The 18,719-nt window shown below is 52.3% G+C and carries 19 protein-coding genes; 16 read left to right on the forward strand and 3 right to left on the reverse strand.

The window, feature by feature from the left end:
• The first annotated feature begins 8 nt into the window (after nucleotides 1–8).
• From KI367_RS06530 to KI367_RS06560, 7 genes are all read left to right on the forward strand, one after another.
• Nucleotides 9–488 (forward strand): ABC transporter permease, encoded by a 480-nt coding sequence (locus KI367_RS06530; protein ID WP_212948496.1) that lies wholly within the window; start codon nucleotides 9–11, stop codon nucleotides 486–488.
• 28 nt (nucleotides 489–516) lie between these two features.
• Nucleotides 517–924 (forward strand): hypothetical protein, encoded by a 408-nt coding sequence (locus KI367_RS06535; protein ID WP_212948498.1) that lies wholly within the window; start codon nucleotides 517–519, stop codon nucleotides 922–924.
• Nucleotides 921–1,475, forward strand: coding sequence for a hypothetical protein (locus KI367_RS06540; RefSeq protein WP_036711945.1), 555 nt, complete (start codon nucleotides 921–923; stop codon nucleotides 1,473–1,475). Before KI367_RS06535 ends, KI367_RS06540 begins: the two co-directional genes overlap by 4 nt.
• The gene (locus KI367_RS06545; RefSeq protein ID WP_212948499.1) at nucleotides 1,462–2,442 is read left to right on the forward strand and encodes a hypothetical protein; all 981 of its coding nucleotides are present in this window, start codon (nucleotides 1,462–1,464) and stop codon (nucleotides 2,440–2,442) included. The genes KI367_RS06540 and KI367_RS06545 overlap by 14 nt, the downstream gene beginning before the upstream one ends.
• 122 nt (nucleotides 2,443–2,564) lie before the next feature.
• Nucleotides 2,565–4,118 carry an ABC-F family ATP-binding cassette domain-containing protein gene (locus tag KI367_RS06550; RefSeq protein ID WP_036711951.1) on the forward strand — a complete coding sequence of 518 codons (1,554 nt, stop codon included), beginning with the start codon at nucleotides 2,565–2,567 and terminating at the stop codon, nucleotides 4,116–4,118.
• Between the two features lie 243 nt (nucleotides 4,119–4,361).
• A complete protein-coding gene (locus tag KI367_RS06555) occupies nucleotides 4,362–5,393 on the forward strand; it encodes a thiazole biosynthesis adenylyltransferase ThiF (RefSeq protein ID WP_373316209.1) in 1,032 nt (343 codons plus the stop codon).
• Nucleotides 5,394–5,510: 117 nt separating this feature from the next.
• Nucleotides 5,511–6,206, forward strand: a complete 696-nt coding sequence (locus tag KI367_RS06560; protein WP_212948503.1) for a response regulator transcription factor — start codon at nucleotides 5,511–5,513, stop codon at nucleotides 6,204–6,206.
• 28 nt (nucleotides 6,207–6,234) lie between these two features.
• Here the strand turns inward: KI367_RS06560 and KI367_RS06565 are convergent, their stop codons facing one another.
• Nucleotides 6,235–6,759, reverse strand: a complete 525-nt coding sequence (locus KI367_RS06565) for a C40 family peptidase (RefSeq protein ID WP_212948504.1) — start codon at nucleotides 6,757–6,759, stop codon at nucleotides 6,235–6,237.
• A 302-nt stretch (nucleotides 6,760–7,061) separates the two neighbouring features.
• The gene (locus tag KI367_RS06570; protein WP_212948506.1) at nucleotides 7,062–7,703 is read right to left on the reverse strand and encodes a thiamine diphosphokinase; all 642 of its coding nucleotides are present in this window, start codon (nucleotides 7,701–7,703) and stop codon (nucleotides 7,062–7,064) included.
• 166 nt (nucleotides 7,704–7,869) lie between these two features.
• Here KI367_RS06570 and KI367_RS06575 point away from each other — a divergent pair, with 166 nt between their 5' ends.
• Both KI367_RS06575 and KI367_RS06580 read left to right on the forward strand, forming a co-directional pair.
• On the forward strand, nucleotides 7,870–8,535 hold the full coding sequence (locus tag KI367_RS06575) for a trimeric intracellular cation channel family protein (protein ID WP_036712015.1): 666 nt from the start codon (nucleotides 7,870–7,872) through the stop codon (nucleotides 8,533–8,535).
• A 21-nt stretch (nucleotides 8,536–8,556) separates the two neighbouring features.
• On the forward strand, nucleotides 8,557–9,021 hold the full coding sequence (locus KI367_RS06580; RefSeq protein ID WP_212948508.1) for a low molecular weight protein-tyrosine-phosphatase: 465 nt from the start codon (nucleotides 8,557–8,559) through the stop codon (nucleotides 9,019–9,021).
• A 205-nt stretch (nucleotides 9,022–9,226) separates the two neighbouring features.
• On the opposite strand, the gene KI367_RS06585 is transcribed toward KI367_RS06580, so the two are convergent.
• Nucleotides 9,227–9,958 carry an alpha/beta hydrolase gene (locus tag KI367_RS06585; protein WP_036711961.1) on the reverse strand — a complete coding sequence of 244 codons (732 nt, stop codon included), beginning with the start codon at nucleotides 9,956–9,958 and terminating at the stop codon, nucleotides 9,227–9,229.
• Between the two features lie 257 nt (nucleotides 9,959–10,215).
• Between KI367_RS06585 and pdhA the strand changes: the two genes are divergently transcribed.
• From pdhA to KI367_RS06620, 7 genes are all read left to right on the forward strand, one after another.
• Nucleotides 10,216–11,283 (forward strand): pyruvate dehydrogenase (acetyl-transferring) E1 component subunit alpha, encoded by a 1,068-nt coding sequence (pdhA, locus tag KI367_RS06590; protein ID WP_036711962.1) that lies wholly within the window; start codon nucleotides 10,216–10,218, stop codon nucleotides 11,281–11,283.
• 61 nt (nucleotides 11,284–11,344) lie between these two features.
• On the forward strand, nucleotides 11,345–12,325 hold the full coding sequence (locus KI367_RS06595) for an alpha-ketoacid dehydrogenase subunit beta (protein WP_212948510.1): 981 nt from the start codon (nucleotides 11,345–11,347) through the stop codon (nucleotides 12,323–12,325).
• A gap of 31 nt (nucleotides 12,326–12,356) precedes the next feature.
• Complete coding sequence (locus tag KI367_RS06600; protein WP_212948511.1) at nucleotides 12,357–13,670, forward strand: dihydrolipoamide acetyltransferase family protein; 1,314 nt, start codon at nucleotides 12,357–12,359, stop codon at nucleotides 13,668–13,670.
• 3 nt (nucleotides 13,671–13,673) lie between these two features.
• On the forward strand, nucleotides 13,674–15,095 hold the full coding sequence (gene lpdA, locus KI367_RS06605) for a dihydrolipoyl dehydrogenase (protein ID WP_036711967.1): 1,422 nt from the start codon (nucleotides 13,674–13,676) through the stop codon (nucleotides 15,093–15,095).
• A gap of 317 nt (nucleotides 15,096–15,412) precedes the next feature.
• Entirely contained in the window at nucleotides 15,413–16,207 is a 795-nt protein-coding gene (locus tag KI367_RS06610; RefSeq protein ID WP_036712018.1) for a thymidylate synthase, read from the forward strand.
• A gap of 42 nt (nucleotides 16,208–16,249) precedes the next feature.
• Nucleotides 16,250–16,735, forward strand: a complete 486-nt coding sequence (locus KI367_RS06615) for a dihydrofolate reductase (RefSeq protein ID WP_212948513.1) — start codon at nucleotides 16,250–16,252, stop codon at nucleotides 16,733–16,735.
• Nucleotides 16,736–16,910: 175 nt separating this feature from the next.
• On the forward strand, nucleotides 16,911–18,398 hold the full coding sequence (locus KI367_RS06620) for a glutamate synthase subunit beta (RefSeq protein ID WP_212948515.1): 1,488 nt from the start codon (nucleotides 16,911–16,913) through the stop codon (nucleotides 18,396–18,398).
• Nucleotides 18,399–18,719 lie beyond the last annotated feature (321 nt).

Here is an 18,719-nt window from a genome sequence, read left to right on the forward strand (position 1 = left end):
GATATTCAATGAATAACGCATCCAGCGCGCTGAAGGTGGCCGCAGGCATCTTTTTGACCATTGCACTTATTACCATTGTCGTGATCCTGTTCATTTCGGCCCAGGAAGCGACCAAAACGGCCCAAAACAATTTCTCGGACATCCAGACCGAGCTTTCGCAGGCTTCCTTTACGGTCTATGACGGCACGAGCATCAGCGGCTCGCAGGTAACGAACGCTTTGCGGAAGTTCAGGGACAAGGATCAATTCGGCATCCTGGTCAAAACAGGGAAAAACAGAAACGGCCAATGGTACGGCAACAGCCTGTACATCGGTAACGTGGCGGATGACAAATACGGATCGGTCATCGACATTAACAACCGGGAAGGGGATTTACGGAACACGATGAACGAATCCAGCAACGAATACGTCAATCCGAGCGGGAAGTTCAAAGCCAGCATCATCAAAGACAAATCCAACGTCGTCCGCGGGCTTGTGTTCGAGCAATAATGCGTGACAAAAGGGAGGGAAGGGCACCGTGAACGATAATGTGCAGAATATGATCGGGATAAGCGCCATTCTTGCCCTGTTTCTAAGCGCCTGCTTTTTGGCATTGGGACTGACCAGGCAATTCGACGGGGCTTTGGACGAAGTTTCGGCAGTCGTTTCCGGCCAAAAACGCAGCGTTCATTCTACGTTGACGCTTGCCCGGCCTGACATCTTCAGCGGTTCGCAGGCATTTTTGGTTACCGTGGATCAGGTTGGAGCGGGAGTCGCCGTCAAGGTCGATGGCGTTCCGGTAGCTTCGGGCGATCCGCTCGAACTGGCCGGAACGGCCGTCTTTCAGCCGGAGGCCAAATACCGGGCCGAATATGCGAGGGATTGGAACGGGCTGTTGAAGGAAATACGTTTTGCAAAATTAAAGCCCGGTGAGGACGTTCTATGAGCAGCGCCGTATCGAAATTCGTTGCCGTATTGTTAGCGGTTGCGCTCCTGTTTGTATATCCGGCGGCGGAAGCGTATCAGAAGCAGGATGACTTGTCGCGGCTGGTCGTTTACAATGCCGTCACGCAGTTCGTAGACGCCGTCAGGAACAAAGGTTATCTTACGCCGGTCATGTACCAGGACTTCCTGCAAGAAATCGAAGCTACGGGCAATGCGTTTGACGTCCAAATGGAGCATTTGCACAAAAAATATACGCCCGTCTATGCCGATGCCGCGAACCCGGATACGTTCCAGAACGATGTGGACGTTTCATACGAAGGATTTTATACGGCGGATATTTTGTCTGTCATCTATCCGGACAATACGCTGCCCAAAGACCACGAGGCCAGAAAGTACAGGATGAACGTCGGCGACTTTTTTAAAGTCACGGTCCGAAACATCAATCGTACGGCAGGTACGATCATGTTGGATTTTGTTTCCGGATCCGTATCCGGGGCCGCTCCAGTGCTCGCATTTCCTTACGGAGGCATGGTGCTCAATGAAGATTACTGATTTTTCAATCGTGTTTGTCCTTATTTTCGTTCCGGCATTTCTGATGAGCGGTTATTCCGTCAAAGATCAGCAGAACGTCCAGTTCCTTGAAACCAAATATGCCGCGGCGCTGCGGACGGCGGTACAAGACGGGGCCAGCGTGCTGAACAAAAACGAAATGCAGGAGTTTGAGGCCGGGTACGGATCCGAAAAGTTTTTCCGGGCCGACAAGGAACAAGCGTTGGCGATGTTTTATAAAAGCTTGTATGCGAATTTGGGGATCGAGGATGATGCGCCGGCACAAGCCGCCTTGGACTATTACATTCCTGCCGTGGTCGTGATCGACTATGACGGATATTACGTATATGCGGACGAAGACTATATCGGCGAGGATAACAAGCCGCGGATCAGGCATGCATGGAGTCCGAAGAAGCCCTACGCTTACGGCGACGCAAGCGGCAATCTCATTCGATTTACCTTGGACAATGAGGTGGAAGTGTATGATCGCGATGCCGGGCAGTGGATCAGGGGGCTGCAAAGAGAAATGGTGGCGACGACCAACGTCCCGCTTCTGGCCCGTTCCGAAACGTTTGAGCAGGTGAAAAAGGCGGCGATCGTCCAAACGATTCAAACCGATTTGGCGAACGTCATTAACCGTCATAACGAATATGCCGCCAAAAACGGCATATCGTACCTGTTCACTTTGCCTTCGATAACGGGCGAGGAGTGGAACAATTCGATTCAGGATATCGGCATGATGGCTTTTATCCAGGGCATTCCGGTCGGACGCGGATATATCAACAATTATGCTCTCGGCGGAGGAAGGCTCGTGAAACGACCCGATCTGTTTGCCGGAACGGATCCTGCGACCGGCATTCGATATTTCGAGCGCGGAAGCTGCCGCAGCGGACTGATCTACGAAGAAACCTTCACGGATGCCAAAGAAGCCGCGGCAAACGGTTATTTTGAAAGAAGCTGCAGGCAGTAACCGTCATTTTTCATCTTTCATGAAAACTCCTTCTTATGATAAAATGGTATCTTGAATGCCTGTAAGTCAGGTAATGAGCAAGCCAAGAACTATTTATCATAGACAGGAGCCAGAACGTATATATGAGCTTATTGACCGTTGAAAATGTTTCCCATAATTTCGGGGAACGCACATTGTTTAAAAATGTTTCCTTTCGCCTCCTGGCAGGCGAGCACGTCGGGCTGGTAGGCGCAAACGGAGTCGGCAAATCGACGCTGATGAATATTTTGACGGGGCAGCTGTTAAAGGACAGCGGAAAGGTGGAATGGACGCCAAAGGTCCGTTACGGCTATCTGGATCAGCACTCCAAGCTGACGCCGGGCAAAACGGTCCGCGACGTATTGAAGGACGCCTTCCTGCCGCTGCTTGAGCTGGAACAGGAAATGATGGAGATCACGAATAAAATGGCCGACGCAACGCCGGAAGAGCTTGAGACGCTGTTGGAGCAAATGGGAGAAATTCAGGAACAGCTTGAAATCGGCGATTTCTACATGATCGACGTCAAAGTCGAGGAAATGGCGAACGGTCTCGGACTGTCGGCCATCGGATTGGACAAGGACGTGTCGGCGCTGAGCGGCGGCCAACGCACCAAGGTTCTATTGGCCAAGCTTTTGCTCGAGAAGCCGACCGTGCTGCTGTTGGACGAACCGACGAACTATTTGGACGTGGAGCATATCGAATGGCTGACCCAATATTTGAAGTCTTATCCGTACGCTTTTATCCTGATTTCCCATGACACGGAATTCATGAACCAGGTCGTCGACGTAATCTATCATTTGGAATTCGCCAAGCTGACAAGGTATTCGGCCAACTACGAGAAGTTTCTGGAGATGGCCGACATCTCGAAGAACCAGCATATCGATGCGTATGAAAAACAGCAGGAGTTCATCAAAAAACAAGAGGACTTCATCCAGCGCAACAAAGCCCGTTATTCGACTTCCGGACGCGCTAAAAGCCGCGAGAAGCAGCTGAACCGCATCGAACGGATCGACAAACCCGAGGAAGCGGCAAAGCCGGTATTCCACTTCAAGGAATCCCGCGCCAGCGGCAAGGTCGTGTTTGAAGGCATCGACTTTGAGATCGGCTATTCCCATCCTCTGCTGCCCAAAATGAGCATGACGATCGAACGCGGCGAAAAAATCGCCATCGTCGGCTGCAACGGCGTCGGGAAATCGACGCTGCTCAAAACGATCCTGGGCAAAATTCCGCCGATCAGCGGCAAAACGTATTTGGGCGATTTTCTCCAACCCGCTTATTTCGAGCAGGAGGTTCGGCCGGGCAACTTGACGCCGATCGATGACGTTTGGAACGAGTTTTCTTCCTTGAACCAGCATGAAGTGCGTGCGCATTTGGCGCGCTGCGGACTGAAAAACGAGCATATTACCCGCCCGATGAACATGCTGAGCGGCGGCGAGCAGGCCAAAGTCCGGTTATGCAAGCTGATGATGCGGGAATCCAACTGGATTTTGTTCGACGAACCGACCAACCATTTGGACGTCGTCGCCAAAGCCGAGCTGAAACGCGCCCTGCAGGAGTATAAAGGCACGATTTTGCTCGTGTCCCACGAGCCGGATTTTTATGAGGATTGGGTGACGAAAATTTGGAACGTGGAAGAATGGTCGCATCAAAGGGTTTGATTCGCTTTCTTCCGATAACGAGCTGCCGTGTTCCCGAAGGGAACGCGGCTTTTTCAAAATATATGCGACGGATGGCATCAACTAACTCATTTTACTGTCCATGACAAAAAGAAGCCTGAGTGATCGTTCTGCCATTTTATTGGAGAAATAAGCAGCAGGCTTGCGTAAGCTCTTTTTTACGACGCCTGCGTGAGAATTTTATTTGCGAATTTTATTACTGAGCCAGTACAGGAGATGAAACATGTGAGCACCGGTAATGACCGTTATTCCAGACAAGAGCGTTTTGCGCCGTTGGGACCCGAGGGCCAGCGGAAGCTGGGGGAGAGACACGTTTTGATCATCGGTGCGGGCGCGCTTGGCACGTCGATCGCCGAAACGCTTGCCAGAGCGGGCGTCGGGCGTTTGACGATTGCTGACCGCGATTACGTGGAGTGGAGCAATCTGCAAAGGCAGCAGCTATTTTCCGAACAGGACGCCGAACATAGGCTGCCTAAAGCCGTAGCCGCCAAACAAAGGCTGGAGGCGATCAATTCTTCCATTCGGATCGACAGCCATGTCATGGACGTCAAGCTTGACGAGCTTGAGTCGCTTATCCAAGGCGTGGATCTGATCATGGATGGAACCGACAACTTCGACACCAGGCTGTTGATCAACGATATTTCCCAAAAATATGAGATCCCGTGGATATACGGGGGATGCGTCGGGAGCTACGGCATCACGTACACCATATTGCCGGGACAGACGCCCTGCTTGAATTGCCTGCTCGGAACGGTGCCGCTCGGAGGAGATACCTGCGATACTTCGGGCATCATTCCTCAAGCGGTACAAGTGGTGACGGCGCATCAAACGGCAGAGGCTTTAAAGCTGCTGAGCGGCCATCCGGAAGCGCTTCGCGATAAGCTGCTTACGTTTGACCTCTGGCGGAATGAACATATGTCCATGGGCGTCAAGCATGCGCGGAAGGCGGACTGCCTTTCCTGCGGCGACCGTCGGACGTATCCATATTTGTCCGCGTCCAACCTGGAAAAAACCGATGTGTTATGCGGGAGGGACACGGTACAAATCCGTCCCGGCCAAAAACAGTCCCTTGACCTGCAGGAAACGGCAAATCGCTTGTCCTCGCTTGGGGAGGGGAAGGTGGAAAGCAACCCGTTCCTCGTTTCTTTTACGACCGGCGACAAACGTCTCGTCGTTTTTTCGGACGGAAGGGCGCTTATTCACGGCACGAAAGACATCGCCGAAGCCAGAACGATATATCACCGGTATTTTGGCTAGGTCCGCCAAACCGGAGGAATCCATAAAAACCATTCCGCGGGGAATGGTTTTTATGATGCGCGGCAACCCTATGGAAAGCGTTCCAAACGGACGACAAGCGGAAATACGGGTGATACGATGAATGAGCGGCTGTTGGCGGTAGGAGAATATTTCGGTCAGAGCGGCATCCTTGAGGCGCTCCGGTCACTAGGATTCGAGATCGAGGCCGTTTCCGGCGAATATGAGGCTTTGCGCCTGATCGGCGAGCATGAAATCGACCTGCTGCTTTTGGACCGGGCCGAATACGCGGGGAGCTCGCTGCCTAAATTGTTGAAAGCCCTGCTCCGGGAGCAGGCGGATCGGCCGTTTCCGATCATCGTTTTCGAGCATCCTTACGACGAGCAAGCGGTTATCGCGGGATTGGAGGCGGGAGCGAACGATGTCGTGCCCCGGACGGTTTCAGCCGAAGAGCTGCTGGCACGAATCCGGAATCTGCTGCGAATATTTCGCATCGAACATGAGCGCAGCCTGAAGAAAGTTACGGTCGGGGATTTGATCATCGACCCCGCCACCCGGACGGTTTCCAGATCGGAGAAGGACATCGAGCTTACCGTAAAGGAATTCGATTTGTTGCTTTATTTGGCGCGGCATGTCAATGAGGTATGTACCCGGGAGGATATTTTAAAAGAGGTATGGGATTATGATTTTAATATGGGCACGAACGTGGTAGACGTATATATCAGGCACCTTCGCACAAAAATGGACAAAGGGTTCCGCAAAAAAATGATTCAGTCGGTGCGCGGGGTCGGTTATATAATAAAAGAAGGCGAGTAAGTTTTCAGCTTACCGCCTTCCTTTTATGCTACAATACCCGACGTGCTTTCAGGTACGTTCTTTTCCAGTTGCCGGAATTCAGGTCGGAGACCGTTACGCCGGGGGAACCGTAAGTGTGCAGGATTTTGCCGTTGCCTGCATATACTGCCACGTGCGTTACGTTATGGCCGTTGGCTCTGCTGCCGCTGGAGAAAAATACGAGATCGCCAGGTTTCAGGTTCGATTTGGAAACCGCAACGCCGACTTTGGATTGCTGTACGGACGTACGCGGCAATTTGATTCCATAATGTCCGAAAATATATTTCATGAACGAGGAGCAGTCGAATACGCGCGTTGTGCTTGTGGAAGCTCCGAATTTATAAGGCGTGCCCATGAATTTTTTGCCATAATTAACGATGGCCTGTCCTTTAGAAGAAGAGTAAGAAGAAGCCGTGACGGACTTGGAAGAAGAAGCTTCCGTGACCGATGCTCCCGTTGCCAACATTCCTGTAATGCCTATCGATGCACATAGCCCTACGGCTACTAATTTTTGGAATAGATGTTTTTGGTTCATGTTGTGTTTACCTCCAAATTTCGTTTTCTTTCAGGCTCGATTCCGAGTATAACAGTTTTGTAACATCCTAAATTATGGATGCCATGTCTCAAACCCTTGGGACTCTAAGAAATTTCCTTTTTTATTAAAAAACGATTAAAAGTTACAAAAAATTAAGAAATAGAGTGAAAATGGTTCAGAAAATAAGAAAAACCCTTGATGCGCAAGGGTTTTTTCGAGTCTTTTTTTTGATTGCAAATCCGGCAGACTGTAACCATTTTAAACTCTTTCAATGGCAGCGGACCCATCGATTTTCCAATCCGCTAGTCATTGCTTTGAATGACGAGCAAAAGACCGCCGGCAATGCTTATTTGTCCGCGCTCTCCGAGAAGGACGTTGCTGATGCCAAGGGATTCTCCCAGCTTGAGCGTGGCGTTGTCGAGCGGATATCGAAAACCTTCGAGCGTAATGCCGGTGACTTCCGGCGTCAGCGGAAGCAGCGATACGTATTTGTAGCCGCGGTCGATTACCTCGAGTTTGGAGCCGGTTAACGTAATGTAATTGTTGCGGTCCATGATGGCGCACTGGATTTGATGCTGAAGCGCCCGGTTCAGCATTTGCACGTTCGCCAGCGTGTGATCCATGCGCGTTCCGGTTCCGCCGACCAGCAAGATGAAGCCGGGTTCTTCCCTTGCCGCCATTTCAATGGCCAGTTCCGTATCGGTCAAGTCTTTATCGACGGGATCGCATTCGACGATGTTTCCGCACTCCGCCCGGACATGCTCCAGTTCCTGCGGAGAAATCGAATCGAAGTCGCCGACGGCCAGATCGGGTTTGATGCCGTGGCGTATCAAAAACAACGCTCCTTTGTCCGCCCCGATGACATAATCCGACGGTCGAATTTCATCTATGTATTGGGGATACAGATCCCCTCCGGAAAAAATAACTACGCGTTTGTCGTTCATCGGCGTTTCCCCCTAAAATCGATTTTCTCCTACCTTACCGTGCTTCCAGTATAAATGAGGATTTTGCAAAAATCCAAAAAGTGAAAAACAATCTTGCGCAATTCGGCAGGACACGACTACAATAATGGAGACATAGGATAGGGGAGAGGTTAGAGAGAAATTGGACATGCATGCTTTTGAAATATTCAGCATCATCGGCACGATCGCTTTTGCGATGTCGGGGGCTTTTGTGGCCATGGAGGAAGAATACGACATTTTGGGCATCCTGGTGCTGGGGCTTGTCACGGCTTTCGGCGGAGGGGTGATCCGGAACGTGCTGATCGGCGTTCCCGTCACGACGTTATGGAGTCAAGGCCTGCTGATCAAGCTGGCGATTTTGTCGGTCATCGTCGCGTTCCTTCTGCCTCTGGGCTGGATCAGGCATTGGAAGCGGACGGAGGCGTTTTTTGATGCCATCGGCTTATCGGCTTTCGCCATTCAAGGGGCGCTTTATGCCCAGAATATGCATCATCCGCTGTCAGCCGTCATCGTTGCGGCCGTCATGACGGGAATCGGCGGCGGCATTATCCGCGATTTGCTGGCCGGGCGGAAGCCGCTTGTTCTCAAGGATGAAATCTACGCCGTATGGGCAGCCATCGCCGGCGCGGTCATCGGGATGGGCTGGATCCACTCGACGTGGCAGGCGGTGCTTCTGTTTGCGGTGATCGTCCTGCTGCGCATGCTTTCCGTACATTATAAATGGAAGCTGCCGCGGCGTTCGCTTCACATGTCTTCTTCGACCGATCTATCCATACAGGGAAACAAGGGCAAACACAGCCGGAAGACGGCATAACAGAGGAGGCAATTCACAATCATGGTATCCGTATTATTCGTATGTTTGGGCAACATTTGCCGATCACCGATGGCCGAAGCGGTCATGCGCCACAAGGTCGAGCGGGCCGGGCTTCAACACCTGATCACGGTGGATTCCGCCGGGACGGGGGACTGGCATCTCGGGAAAAGACCGCATCAGGACACGCGCCGTATTCTGGACCAGCACGGGATCGGGCACGAAGGCATCCAAGCCCGCCGCATCGCCAGCCCGGATTTTGAGACTTTTGATTACATGGTATGCATGGACGACAGCAATTTCGAAAACGTAAAAAAGCTTCCGGGAGCCAAACCGGAGCTTTTGCTCAAGTTCATGGATCTGCTGCCGGACCACGAGCTTCGGGAAGTGCCGGACCCGTATTACACGGGGAATTTTGAGCAGGTGTACGAAATGATCGACGCAGGTTGCGAGGCGCTTTTGGAAAAGATACGAGCAGAGAAGCTATAATCTTTGATTGAAGAGCAGGAATAAAAATTTTCGTTTTATGAAAAAGCGGCATGTTGCCGTTTTTTCGGAAAAACAATGAAAACGCAATCATTTTGGAATTGAGAAGAGGAAGGGTTAAAAAAGAAAGTGAACCAAGACCATTGAGCCATAGGCGCCCTTATGTTCCCGGTTCACCTTTTTGATCTACTATTAGGACTGTGCAGGGTTACGCGCGAAGAAAGTACGTCAGCGCATCCGGCAGTTCTTTTTGCCAGAATCCCCAAATATGCTTGCCGTCTTTTTCGGCATACTCCACTTTTGCACCACGATCCAGCAGCAGCTCGCGGGTCTGGCGGTTCAGCTCCACGAAGTTATGGATGCCGTGATCGGTTTCGAATGCCGTTTCCTGCAATCCGACGATCATGTAGATGTCCAGCCAGGACAAGTCGTCCTGCGCCTCGTAAATATCCTGAGAGGCCGGATAATAAGCGCCCGACAGGCTGATGATGCGCCGAAAGAGCTCCGGATACCGGACCGCCAGGTGCAAAGAGACGCTGCCCCCGAGGGAATCGCCGGCCAGAACCCGTTCCGAAGGCTCCCTCCGCACGGGATATTTGGCTTCGATGAAGGGAATAATCTCTTCTGCGAAGCAGCGCGTATAGGCGTCGAACCGGCTGCCGAACGGAGCGTACTCTTCGGTGCGGACCGAGGTGTCCACATCGACCCCGACGATGATGAACGGCTCCGTATGGCCGTCCAGAATCAAATGGTTGGCTGTCGTGGCAATGCGTCCAAAGTTAAAAAATTCTTCGCCGTCCTGACAATAGACGACAGGGTAGCTCAGAATTTCATTGTAGCCGGGCGGGAGGTACACGCGCAGATGGCGTGTTTCATTCAAAAAACGGCTTTCGATTTCTTCCTTATGGATCGTTCTTTTCAAATATTTTGAATCCGTCATTCGTGTTCACCCTTCTCGCGGTTGATTTTTCAGCCTGAAAAAAGCGTTGTCATTCGGTTTCCATCATGTGGGAATCTCCACGCTTTTGTCAAATGATTGAAAACTGTTATATTTTTATTGGCACACTGTTATACATACAAAACTCGATATTTTCGAAATTTATCCGCAATTGCTTTGACGAATCGAGTAAAACAGGTGTATAATAATTCTATAACAGCAGAGCCTGATATTCAAATTTTTTTGTTGAGGTGAAGATAATGAGCAAGGTGCCTTATGAAGTGTATACCGAGGAAGTCGAAGCGCTTTCCGTGCTCTCTCCCGAAGGTGAAATCATTAACGAAGATAAAATGCCTAACCTTACTGATGATCAACTTAAAGAAATTATGTACCGCATGGTATTTACCCGCACTTGGGACGACCGCGCCGTTAACCTGGGACGCCAAGGCCGTTTGGGCTTCTACGCGCCGGTATCCGGCCAGGAAGCGACGATGGTCGGCAGCGAATTCGCGCTGGAAAAAGACGACTTCATCTGCCCTGGTTACCGCGATATGCCGCAAATCGTATGGCATGGATTGCCTCTGTACCAAGCTTTCCTGTACTCCCGCGGACATCAGCATGGCGGTCAGATTCCGGAAGGCGTAAACGTATTGATGCCGCAAATCATCATCGGCGCGCAAATTTTGCACGCGATGGGCATCGCGATGGGTTACAAGCTGAAAAAACAAAAACAAGTTGTCATCACTTACACGGGTGACGGCGGTTCTTCCGAAGGCGACTTCTACGAAGGCCTCAACTACGCTGGACGTTACAAACTTCCGGTCATTTTCTTTGTGCAAAACAACGGTTATGCCATTACGACTCCTTTCTCGAAGCAAACGGCTGCATTGTCCATTGCCCATAAAGCGGTGGCGGCAGGCATCCGCGGCGTCAAAGTCGACGGTATGGACGTATTTGCCGTCATCAGCGCTGTTCAGGAAGCGGCGGAACTTGCGCGCAAAGGCGAAGGCGCAACGTTGATCGAAGCCGTAACGTACCGTTACCGTCCGCACTCCTTGTCCGACGATGCGACCAAATACCGCACGAAAGACGAAGAAGGCGAATGGAACGCGAAGGATCCAATCACCCGTCTGGGCAAATACCTGGAGAAAAAAGGACTGTGGTCCGAAGAAGATACGGCTCGCGTTAAAGATGAAGCGAAAGCCAAAGTGAACGAAGAAATCAAAAAAGCGGAACAAACCGAAAAAATGACGGTTCCCGGCCTCATCGACAGCATGTTCGAAACGACGCCGAAACATTTGGAAGAGCAAAAGGCCGATTTCCAATAATCGAAGATCCGCTAGGCTGGAATAGCAACGTGAACAGTATTGTTAAGGAGGAAATGAAGCAATGGCACAAATGAATATGAAAGAAGCAATCCGCGACGCAATCCGCGTGGAAATGAAACGTGACCCTAACGTCATTGTGTTCGGTGAAGACGTCGGTAATGTAGGCGGCGTGTTCCGGGCAACGGAAGGACTGCAAAAAGAATTCGGCGAAGAGCGCATCTTCGACACCCCGCTGGCCGAATCCGCGATCGGCGGTCTGGCTGTCGGTTTGGGGATCCAAGGCTTCCGTCCGGTAGCCGAAATCCAGTTCGTCGGCTTTATTTTCGAGGCGATGGACCAAATGTTCGTGCAGGCTGCGCGCATGCGTTACCGTTCCGGCGGCCGTTACAACGCTCCGATCGTGTTCCGTACGCCGTTCGGCGGCGGCGTTAAAGCGGCTGAGCTGCACACCGACTCGCTCGAAGGTTTGGCGGTGCAAACTCCGGGTATTAAAGTGGTAGTGCCTTCGAACCCTTACGACGCCAAAGGCCTGCTCATCGCGGCCATCCGCGACAACGACCCTGTATTTTTCATGGAGCATTTGAACTTGTACCATGCGTTCCGCGCGGAAGTTCCTGAAGGGGACTATACGGTTGAGATCGGCAAGGCGAATGTCGTTCGCGAAGGTTCCGACGTGACGATCATCGCATACGGCATGATGGTTCATACGGCAACGAAAGCTGCCGAAGAGCTTGAAAAAACGAAAGGCATCAAGGCCGAAATCATCGACCTGCGTACCCTGAATCCTTTGGACATCGATACGATCGTTGCTTCGGTGAAGAAAACGAACCGTGCCATCGTCGTTCAGGAAGCGCAAAAAACTTCCGGCGTGGCCGCAGAAGTCATTGCACAAATCAACGAAAAAGCCATTTTGCACCTGGAAGCGCCCGTTCTCCGCGTAGCGGCTCCGGATACGGTATATCCATTTGCGCAAATCGAAGATACATGGCTTCCTACGCCGGCCCGGATTATCGCTGCAGTCAACAAAGTCATGGAATTCTAAGAAAAAGAAGTTTTGATAGGAGGTACTTAAGGTGGCAAAATTTGAATATCGGTTCCCGGAATTGGGCGAAGGCTTGCATGAAGGCGAAATTATTAAAATGCACATCAAGCCCGGCGATAAAGTAACAGACGACGACATCATCATGGAAGTGCAAAACGACAAAGCGGTGGTCGAGGTTCCTTGCCCGGTAAACGGTACCGTGCAGGAAGTGTTCGCCAAGGACGGACAAGTGTGCCGCGTAGGCGAAGTCGTTGCCATCATCGATGCGGAAGGCGAACTTCCGGAACAGGACGCTCCTGCGGCGGATCATGGTTCCATGGAAGCCGACGCGGCCCAAGGCGGCGCGGACACCACTTCTTCTCCGGCCCAAAACAGCCCTGAAGCGGCTAAGCAAGGCGGGGAAAACGCTCCGGCTCCTGCGGCTCCGAACAAGGAAGTGCTGGCTACGCCAAGCGTCCGCAAATATGCGCGCGAACAAGGCGTCGACATCACGCAAGTGACCGGCACGGGCAACAACGGGAAAATCACCAAAGAAGACGTCGAAGCATTCAAAAACGGCGGAGGCCAAGCAGCAGCTCCTGCGGCCAAAGAAGAAAAAGCCGCACCTGCAGCGTCCGCGGCCGCTCCGGCTGTCGATGCTCGCGCCGAAGAAGAACGCGTACCGTTCAAAGGCATCCGCAAAGCGATCGCGAACGCGATGGTCAAATCGGCTTACACGGCTCCTCACGTGACGATCATGGACGAAGTGGATGTTACCGAGCTGGTGGCTTTCCGCACGCGCATGAAGCCGATCGCCGAGAAAAAAGGCACGAAAATTACGTATCTGCCGTTCATCGTCAAAGCGCTGGTTGCGGCTTCCCGCCAATTCCCTGCCTTGAACGCGACGATCGACGAAGAAAACAACGAAATTGTGTACAAAAAGTACTACAACATCGGTATCGCTACGGATACGGACAACGGTCTGATCGTACCGGTCATCAAAGATGCCGACCGTAAGAGCATCTGGATGATCGCCGACGCGATCCGCGACCTCGCGGCACGCGGCCGTGAAGGCAAACTGACTCCGGCCGAAATGAAAGGCAGCACGATCTCCATCACCAACATCGGTTCCGCCGGCGGCATGTTCTTCACGCCGATCATCAACTTCCCTGAAGTTGCGATCCTGGGCACCGGCCGCATTACCGAAAAACCTGTCGTGAAAAACGGCGAAATCGTGGCGGCGCCTGTCATGGCTCTGTCCTTGAGCTTCGACCACCGCATCATCGACGGCGCAACGGCTCAAAACTTTATGAACTATATCAAATCGCTGCTCAGCAATCCTGAGCTGCTGGTAATGGAGGTATAAGACATGGTAGTAGGAGACGCTTCTCTCGATATCGACACATTAGTCATCGGTGCGGGTCCCGGCGGTTACGTAGCCGCCATCCGCGCTGCTCAGCTGGGCCAAAAGGTACTGATCGTGGACAAATCCGAAGTGGGCGGCGTGTGCTTGAACCGCGGATGTATTCCTTCCAAAGCGCTGATCGCTGCGGCTCACCAATACGAATCGGCTAAACATGCGGACGCGTTCGGCGTATCCGTCGAAAACGTCAAAGTGGATTTCTCCAAAACCCAGGAATTCAAAAACAGCGTCGTGAAAAAGCTGACCGGCGGCGTTGCGGGCCTTTTGAAAGGCAACAAAGTCGAAGTATTCCATGGCGAGTGCATGTTCATCAGCGAAAACGAAGCACGCTGCTTCAACGAGCATGAATCTCCTCGTTACCGTTTCAAACATTGCATCATCGCGACGGGTTCCCGTCCGATCGAGCTGAAAGCATTCCCGTTCGGCGGACGCATCCTGTCTTCGACAGAAGCGCTCAACCTGCCTGAAATTCCGAAGAGCCTTGTCGTCATCGGCGGCGGCTACATCGGCGCGGAACTTGGCCAAATGTTCTCGAAATTCGGCGCGAAGGTTACGATCCTGGAAGGCATGGACACGATCCTGAACGGATTCGATCCGGACATGACGAAGCTGGTCGTAAAAAGCATGAACAAAACCGGCGTCGAAATCATCACGAATGCCAAAGCCGAAAGCGCAGAGCAAACGGATAACGACGTGACGGTGAAATATTCCGTGAACGGCGAAACGAAAGAAGTTACGGCAGATTACCTGCTCGTAACGGTTGGACGCCGCCCGAACACCGACGGCGATCTGGGTCTGGACCTGATCGGCATCGAAATGACCGACCGCGGACTCATCAAAGTCGACCATCAAGGCCGCACCAACAAACCGAACATTTTCGCGATCGGCGACGTCGTTCCGGGACCAGCGCTTGCGCATAAGGCTTCTTATGAAGGCAAGGTAGCTGCCGAAGCGATCGCCGGACATCCTTCGGTTGTCGATTACAAAGTGGTTCCTGCGGTGGCATTCGTTGATCCTGAATGCGCAAGCGTAGGTTACACCGAAAAAGAAGCGAAAGAAAAAGGCTACAAAGCGAAAGCCGCCAAATTCCCGTTTGCGGGCAACGGACGCGCGTTGTCGCTGAACAATGCCGACGGCTTCGTGAAATTGATTTTCGACGAAGAAACGCAGTTGGTTCTGGGCTGCCACATCGCCGGCATCGAAGCTTCCAACCTGATTGCCGAGCTGGGTCTCGCCATCGAAATGGGTGCTACGCTTGAAGATATCGCCCTGACCATCCACGCTCACCCAACGCTGGGCGAAATCGTGATGGAAACGGCTGAGCTTGCGCTTGGCAATCCGATCCACGTCATTGCGCCTCGCAGATAATACGCTTTTAATAAGGCGTTAAAAGAACAAGAGCCTGCTTTTATGCAAGGCTCTTGTTCTTTGTTTTGCGGCCATTTTGTGCCGGATGCGGCCAAAATGAACGTCTTCTCTACCGTTTTTCCGAACGTTATGGAGATCGGAGGATGAAATTATCTATTTCCGTGCGGCTTTGCGGATGGTAAACTAGTAAAAAGGATTTTGATCAAACTGCGGATCTTGCTTTGGAGAAGATGGACCCGTTGCTATTCAGGGCACCTTAAACTTAAGCCGATCCGGATAGGCATACAGCATACAGAGCGGAAGGGTTGAGCAAAAACATGAAAAAATACTTGGACTTGTTGAAAGATATTTTGGAAAACGGCACGCCGAAGGAAGATCGCACCGGAACGGGCACGATTTCCGTTTTCGGCAGACAGCTGAGATTCGATCTTTCCGAAGGTTTTCCTTTATTGACGACGAAGCGGATTCACATTAAGTCCGTGGTGCACGAACTGCTGTGGTTCCTTAGCGGAGAAACCAACATCGGTTATTTGAAGGAAAACGGCGTAACGATCTGGGACGAATGGGCCGACGAAAACGGGGATTTGGGGCCGGTGTACGGCTCGCAGTGGCGCCGCTGGAAGTCGCCTGACGGCACGCATATCGACCAGATTGCGAACGTGATCGATTCGATCAAAAACAATCCGGATTCGCGGCGGCATATCGTCAGCGCATGGAACGTAGCGGAAATCGAGCAAATGAAGCTTCCTCCGTGCCATTTCGTATTCCAGTTCTACGTAGCGGGAGGCAAGCTGTCCTGCATGCTGACGATGCGGTCCGTCGATACGTTCCTCGGCCTGCCGTTCAACATCGCCAGCTATGCATTGCTGACGCATATGGTCGCGCAGCAATGCGGGCTGGAACCGGGAGAATTCATCTGGTCCGGCGGCGACGTGCATATTTATACGAACCATTTGGAGCAGGTCAAAACGCAGCTGGAACGGGAGCCGTACGATCTTCCGCAGCTGGTGATCAAACGCAAGCCGGAGTCGATTTTCGATTATAAGTTCGAAGATTTCGAATTCGTCAATTATAAACATCATCCGGGCATCAAAGCGCCGGTCGCCATATAAGCCATCAACTGGCATCATCCCGGAAAAAGGAGCGTGAATGGCATGAGCATGACGTATATTTTGGCCATGGGAAAAAACAGGGTCATCGGCCGCGACAACGCCCTTCCTTGGCGGCTGCCGAGAGACATGGCCTTTTTCAAAGAGCAAACGATGGGCAAAAAAGTGCTGATGGGGCGGAAAACGTGGGAGTCTTTCGGAGCCAAGCCGCTGCCCGGTCGGACCAATATCGTGATGACGCGGGATGCACGATATGAGGCCCCCGGGGCCCAGGTGATCCATACCGTCGAAGAAGCCGTCGAAACGAGCAAAGGGGAAGAAGTGATGGTCATCGGCGGCGAGGAGATTTACAAGCTGCTGATGCCCTACGCCGACCGCCTGCTCATTACGGAAATCGACGAGACGTTCGAAGGGGATACGTTCTTTCCGGAGCTCGACGAAAACGAATGGGAATGTATTCAGGAAGTACAAGGAATCCGTGACGAAAAAAATCCGTATGATTACCGTTTTTGCACGTATGAGCGACGGTAGCCTCGACGCATAACTGGCATCGCAATGTAAACAGCATGTTAATTAGTACAAATAATTATTCGGATAATCCATTTAATATTCAAAGAATGGGATGCTACTATAATTGAAATATCATTGCGTCGTTCTCATAGATGCGTAGAATCAACAGGAAAAGAACGGATGGGGGAAACACGTCATGTCTACACCTACTGGATTTATGGAATACAGCCGCCAGCTGCCGGCCGACCGCGAACCGGCTGAACGCATAAAAGACTGGGAAGAATTCCACAAGCATTTGTCCGAAGAAGAGCTGCGTACGCAAGGCGCGCGCTGCATGGATTGCGGCACGCCGTACTGCCATACGGGAATCGACATGGCCGGAGGCACTTCGGGATGTCCGGTAAACAACCTGATTCCGGAATGGAACAACTTGGTTTACCGCGGATTGTGGAAGGAAGCGCTCGACCGTCTGCTGAAAACCAACAACTTTCCGGAATTTACCGGCCGCATATGCCCGGCTCCGTGCGAAGGCTCTTGCACCGTGGGCCTGATCGGCCAGCCGGTAACGATCAAAACGATCGAGCAGGCGATCATCGACAAAGGTTTCGAAGAAGGCTGGATCGTTCCGACCCCGCCGGAAAAACGGACCGGCAAACGCGTGGCCGTCGTCGGCTCGGGCCCTGCGGGGCTGGCCGCCGCAGCCCAGTTGAACAAGGCCGGCCATCACGTGACCGTCTATGAACGCGCCGACCGGATCGGCGGACTCCTGATGTACGGCATTCCGTCCATGAAGCTGGACAAAGCGGTCGTGCAGCGCCGTGTCGACCTGATGGCTGCCGAAGGCATCCGCTTCGTGACGAATACCGAAATCGGCAAGGATATTTCTTCGCAGCAGCTGGTGGACGATTACGATGCCGTTGTGCTTTGCGGCGGCGCAACCAAGCCGCGTGAATTCAATATCGAAGGCAGCGATCTGAACGGCGTCCACTACGCGATGACCTATTTGAACGGCACCATCAAAAGCCTGCTGGATTCCGGGTTATCCGACGGCAAGTATATTTCCGCGGAAGGCAAAGACGTCATCGTCATCGGCGGCGGCGATACCGGCTCCGACTGCGTGGCGACGGCGCTCCGCCATGGCTGCCGCAGCGTAACCCAGTTCGGTACGCATCCGATGGCCCCGCTCGAACGCGATCCGATCAACAACCCGTGGCCGCAATTCCCGAACGTGTATACGCTCGATTATGCACAGGAGGAAGCTAAGGCGGTTTATGGCAAAGATCCCCGGGAGTTTTCCATCATGACGACCAAATTCGTCGGCGACGACAACGGCAACCTCAAGGAGCTGCATACCGTGCAAATCGAGCGGATCGTGGATGAAAACGGACGCAAAATCTACCAGCCGATTCCCGGCACGGAAAAAGTGTTCCCGGCGCAAATGGCGCTGATTGCCATCGGGTTCGACGGACCGGAGCAAACGATCGTGAACCAGCTTGGTTTGGAAACGGACCGAAGATCCAACGTAAAAGCGGCTTATGGCAAATATCAGACGAACGTCGATAAGGTGTTCGCCGCAGGCGATATGCGCCGCGGTCAAAGTTTGGTCGTTTGGGCGATCAACGAAGGCCGTCAGGCTGCGCGTGAGGTCGATAAATACCTGATGGGGGCAACGGTCCTCGTATAAATCGAAATCGGATCGATATCTTGATTACAGAGAAGACTTCCCTGATAAGAGGGAGGTCTTTTTCTGTTAAAACGGATGATACCAGCAGCTAAAGAGACATAGAAAGAATGGCCTGTAAGACATGCCCCCAGCCATCCGTTTGGAAGGGAGAGCCGGCCGGATTCATTGAAAAAAAGACGATTTTATGCTATTCTATGACTATTCGAATCTATGAAATGAACGATCCGCGGCCCGAGGAAACTTCCTTTTCTGGGCCTTTTGCATTCATAATAGCCTATGTTACCGGAGCCCCGGAAAGAAGCCTGCTTGCGCAAGCTTGTG

The sequence above is a fragment of the Paenibacillus cookii genome, assembly GCF_018333375.1.
GTDB lineage: Bacteria > Bacillota > Bacilli > Paenibacillales > Paenibacillaceae > Paenibacillus_AQ > Paenibacillus_AQ cookii.

Excerpts from the sequence above, each read along its gene's own strand:
- KI367_RS06550 (WP_036711951.1), top strand. The coding sequence starts at position 2,565 with ATGAGCTTATTGACCGTTGAAAATGTTTCCCATAATTTCGGGGAACGC.
- KI367_RS06560 (WP_212948503.1), top strand. The coding sequence starts at position 5,511 with ATGAATGAGCGGCTGTTGGCGGTAGGAGAATATTTCGGTCAGAGCGGC.
- KI367_RS06585 (WP_036711961.1), bottom strand. The coding sequence starts at position 9,958 with ATGACGGATTCAAAATATTTGAAAAGAACGATCCATAAGGAAGAAATC.
- KI367_RS06530 (WP_212948496.1), top strand. The coding sequence starts at position 9 with ATGAATAACGCATCCAGCGCGCTGAAGGTGGCCGCAGGCATCTTTTTG.
- KI367_RS06580 (WP_212948508.1), top strand. The coding sequence starts at position 8,557 with ATGGTATCCGTATTATTCGTATGTTTGGGCAACATTTGCCGATCACCG.
- KI367_RS06595 (WP_212948510.1), top strand. The coding sequence starts at position 11,345 with ATGGCACAAATGAATATGAAAGAAGCAATCCGCGACGCAATCCGCGTG.
- pdhA (WP_036711962.1), top strand. The coding sequence starts at position 10,216 with ATGAGCAAGGTGCCTTATGAAGTGTATACCGAGGAAGTCGAAGCGCTT.
- KI367_RS06615 (WP_212948513.1), top strand. The coding sequence starts at position 16,250 with ATGAGCATGACGTATATTTTGGCCATGGGAAAAAACAGGGTCATCGGC.
- KI367_RS06565 (WP_212948504.1), bottom strand. The coding sequence starts at position 6,759 with ATGAACCAAAAACATCTATTCCAAAAATTAGTAGCCGTAGGGCTATGT.
- KI367_RS06545 (WP_212948499.1), top strand. The coding sequence starts at position 1,462 with ATGAAGATTACTGATTTTTCAATCGTGTTTGTCCTTATTTTCGTTCCG.
- KI367_RS06570 (WP_212948506.1), bottom strand. The coding sequence starts at position 7,703 with ATGAACGACAAACGCGTAGTTATTTTTTCCGGAGGGGATCTGTATCCC.
- KI367_RS06620 (WP_212948515.1), top strand. The coding sequence starts at position 16,911 with ATGTCTACACCTACTGGATTTATGGAATACAGCCGCCAGCTGCCGGCC.
- KI367_RS06540 (WP_036711945.1), top strand. The coding sequence starts at position 921 with ATGAGCAGCGCCGTATCGAAATTCGTTGCCGTATTGTTAGCGGTTGCG.
- KI367_RS06610 (WP_036712018.1), top strand. The coding sequence starts at position 15,413 with ATGAAAAAATACTTGGACTTGTTGAAAGATATTTTGGAAAACGGCACG.
- lpdA (WP_036711967.1), top strand. The coding sequence starts at position 13,674 with ATGGTAGTAGGAGACGCTTCTCTCGATATCGACACATTAGTCATCGGT.
- KI367_RS06575 (WP_036712015.1), top strand. The coding sequence starts at position 7,870 with ATGCATGCTTTTGAAATATTCAGCATCATCGGCACGATCGCTTTTGCG.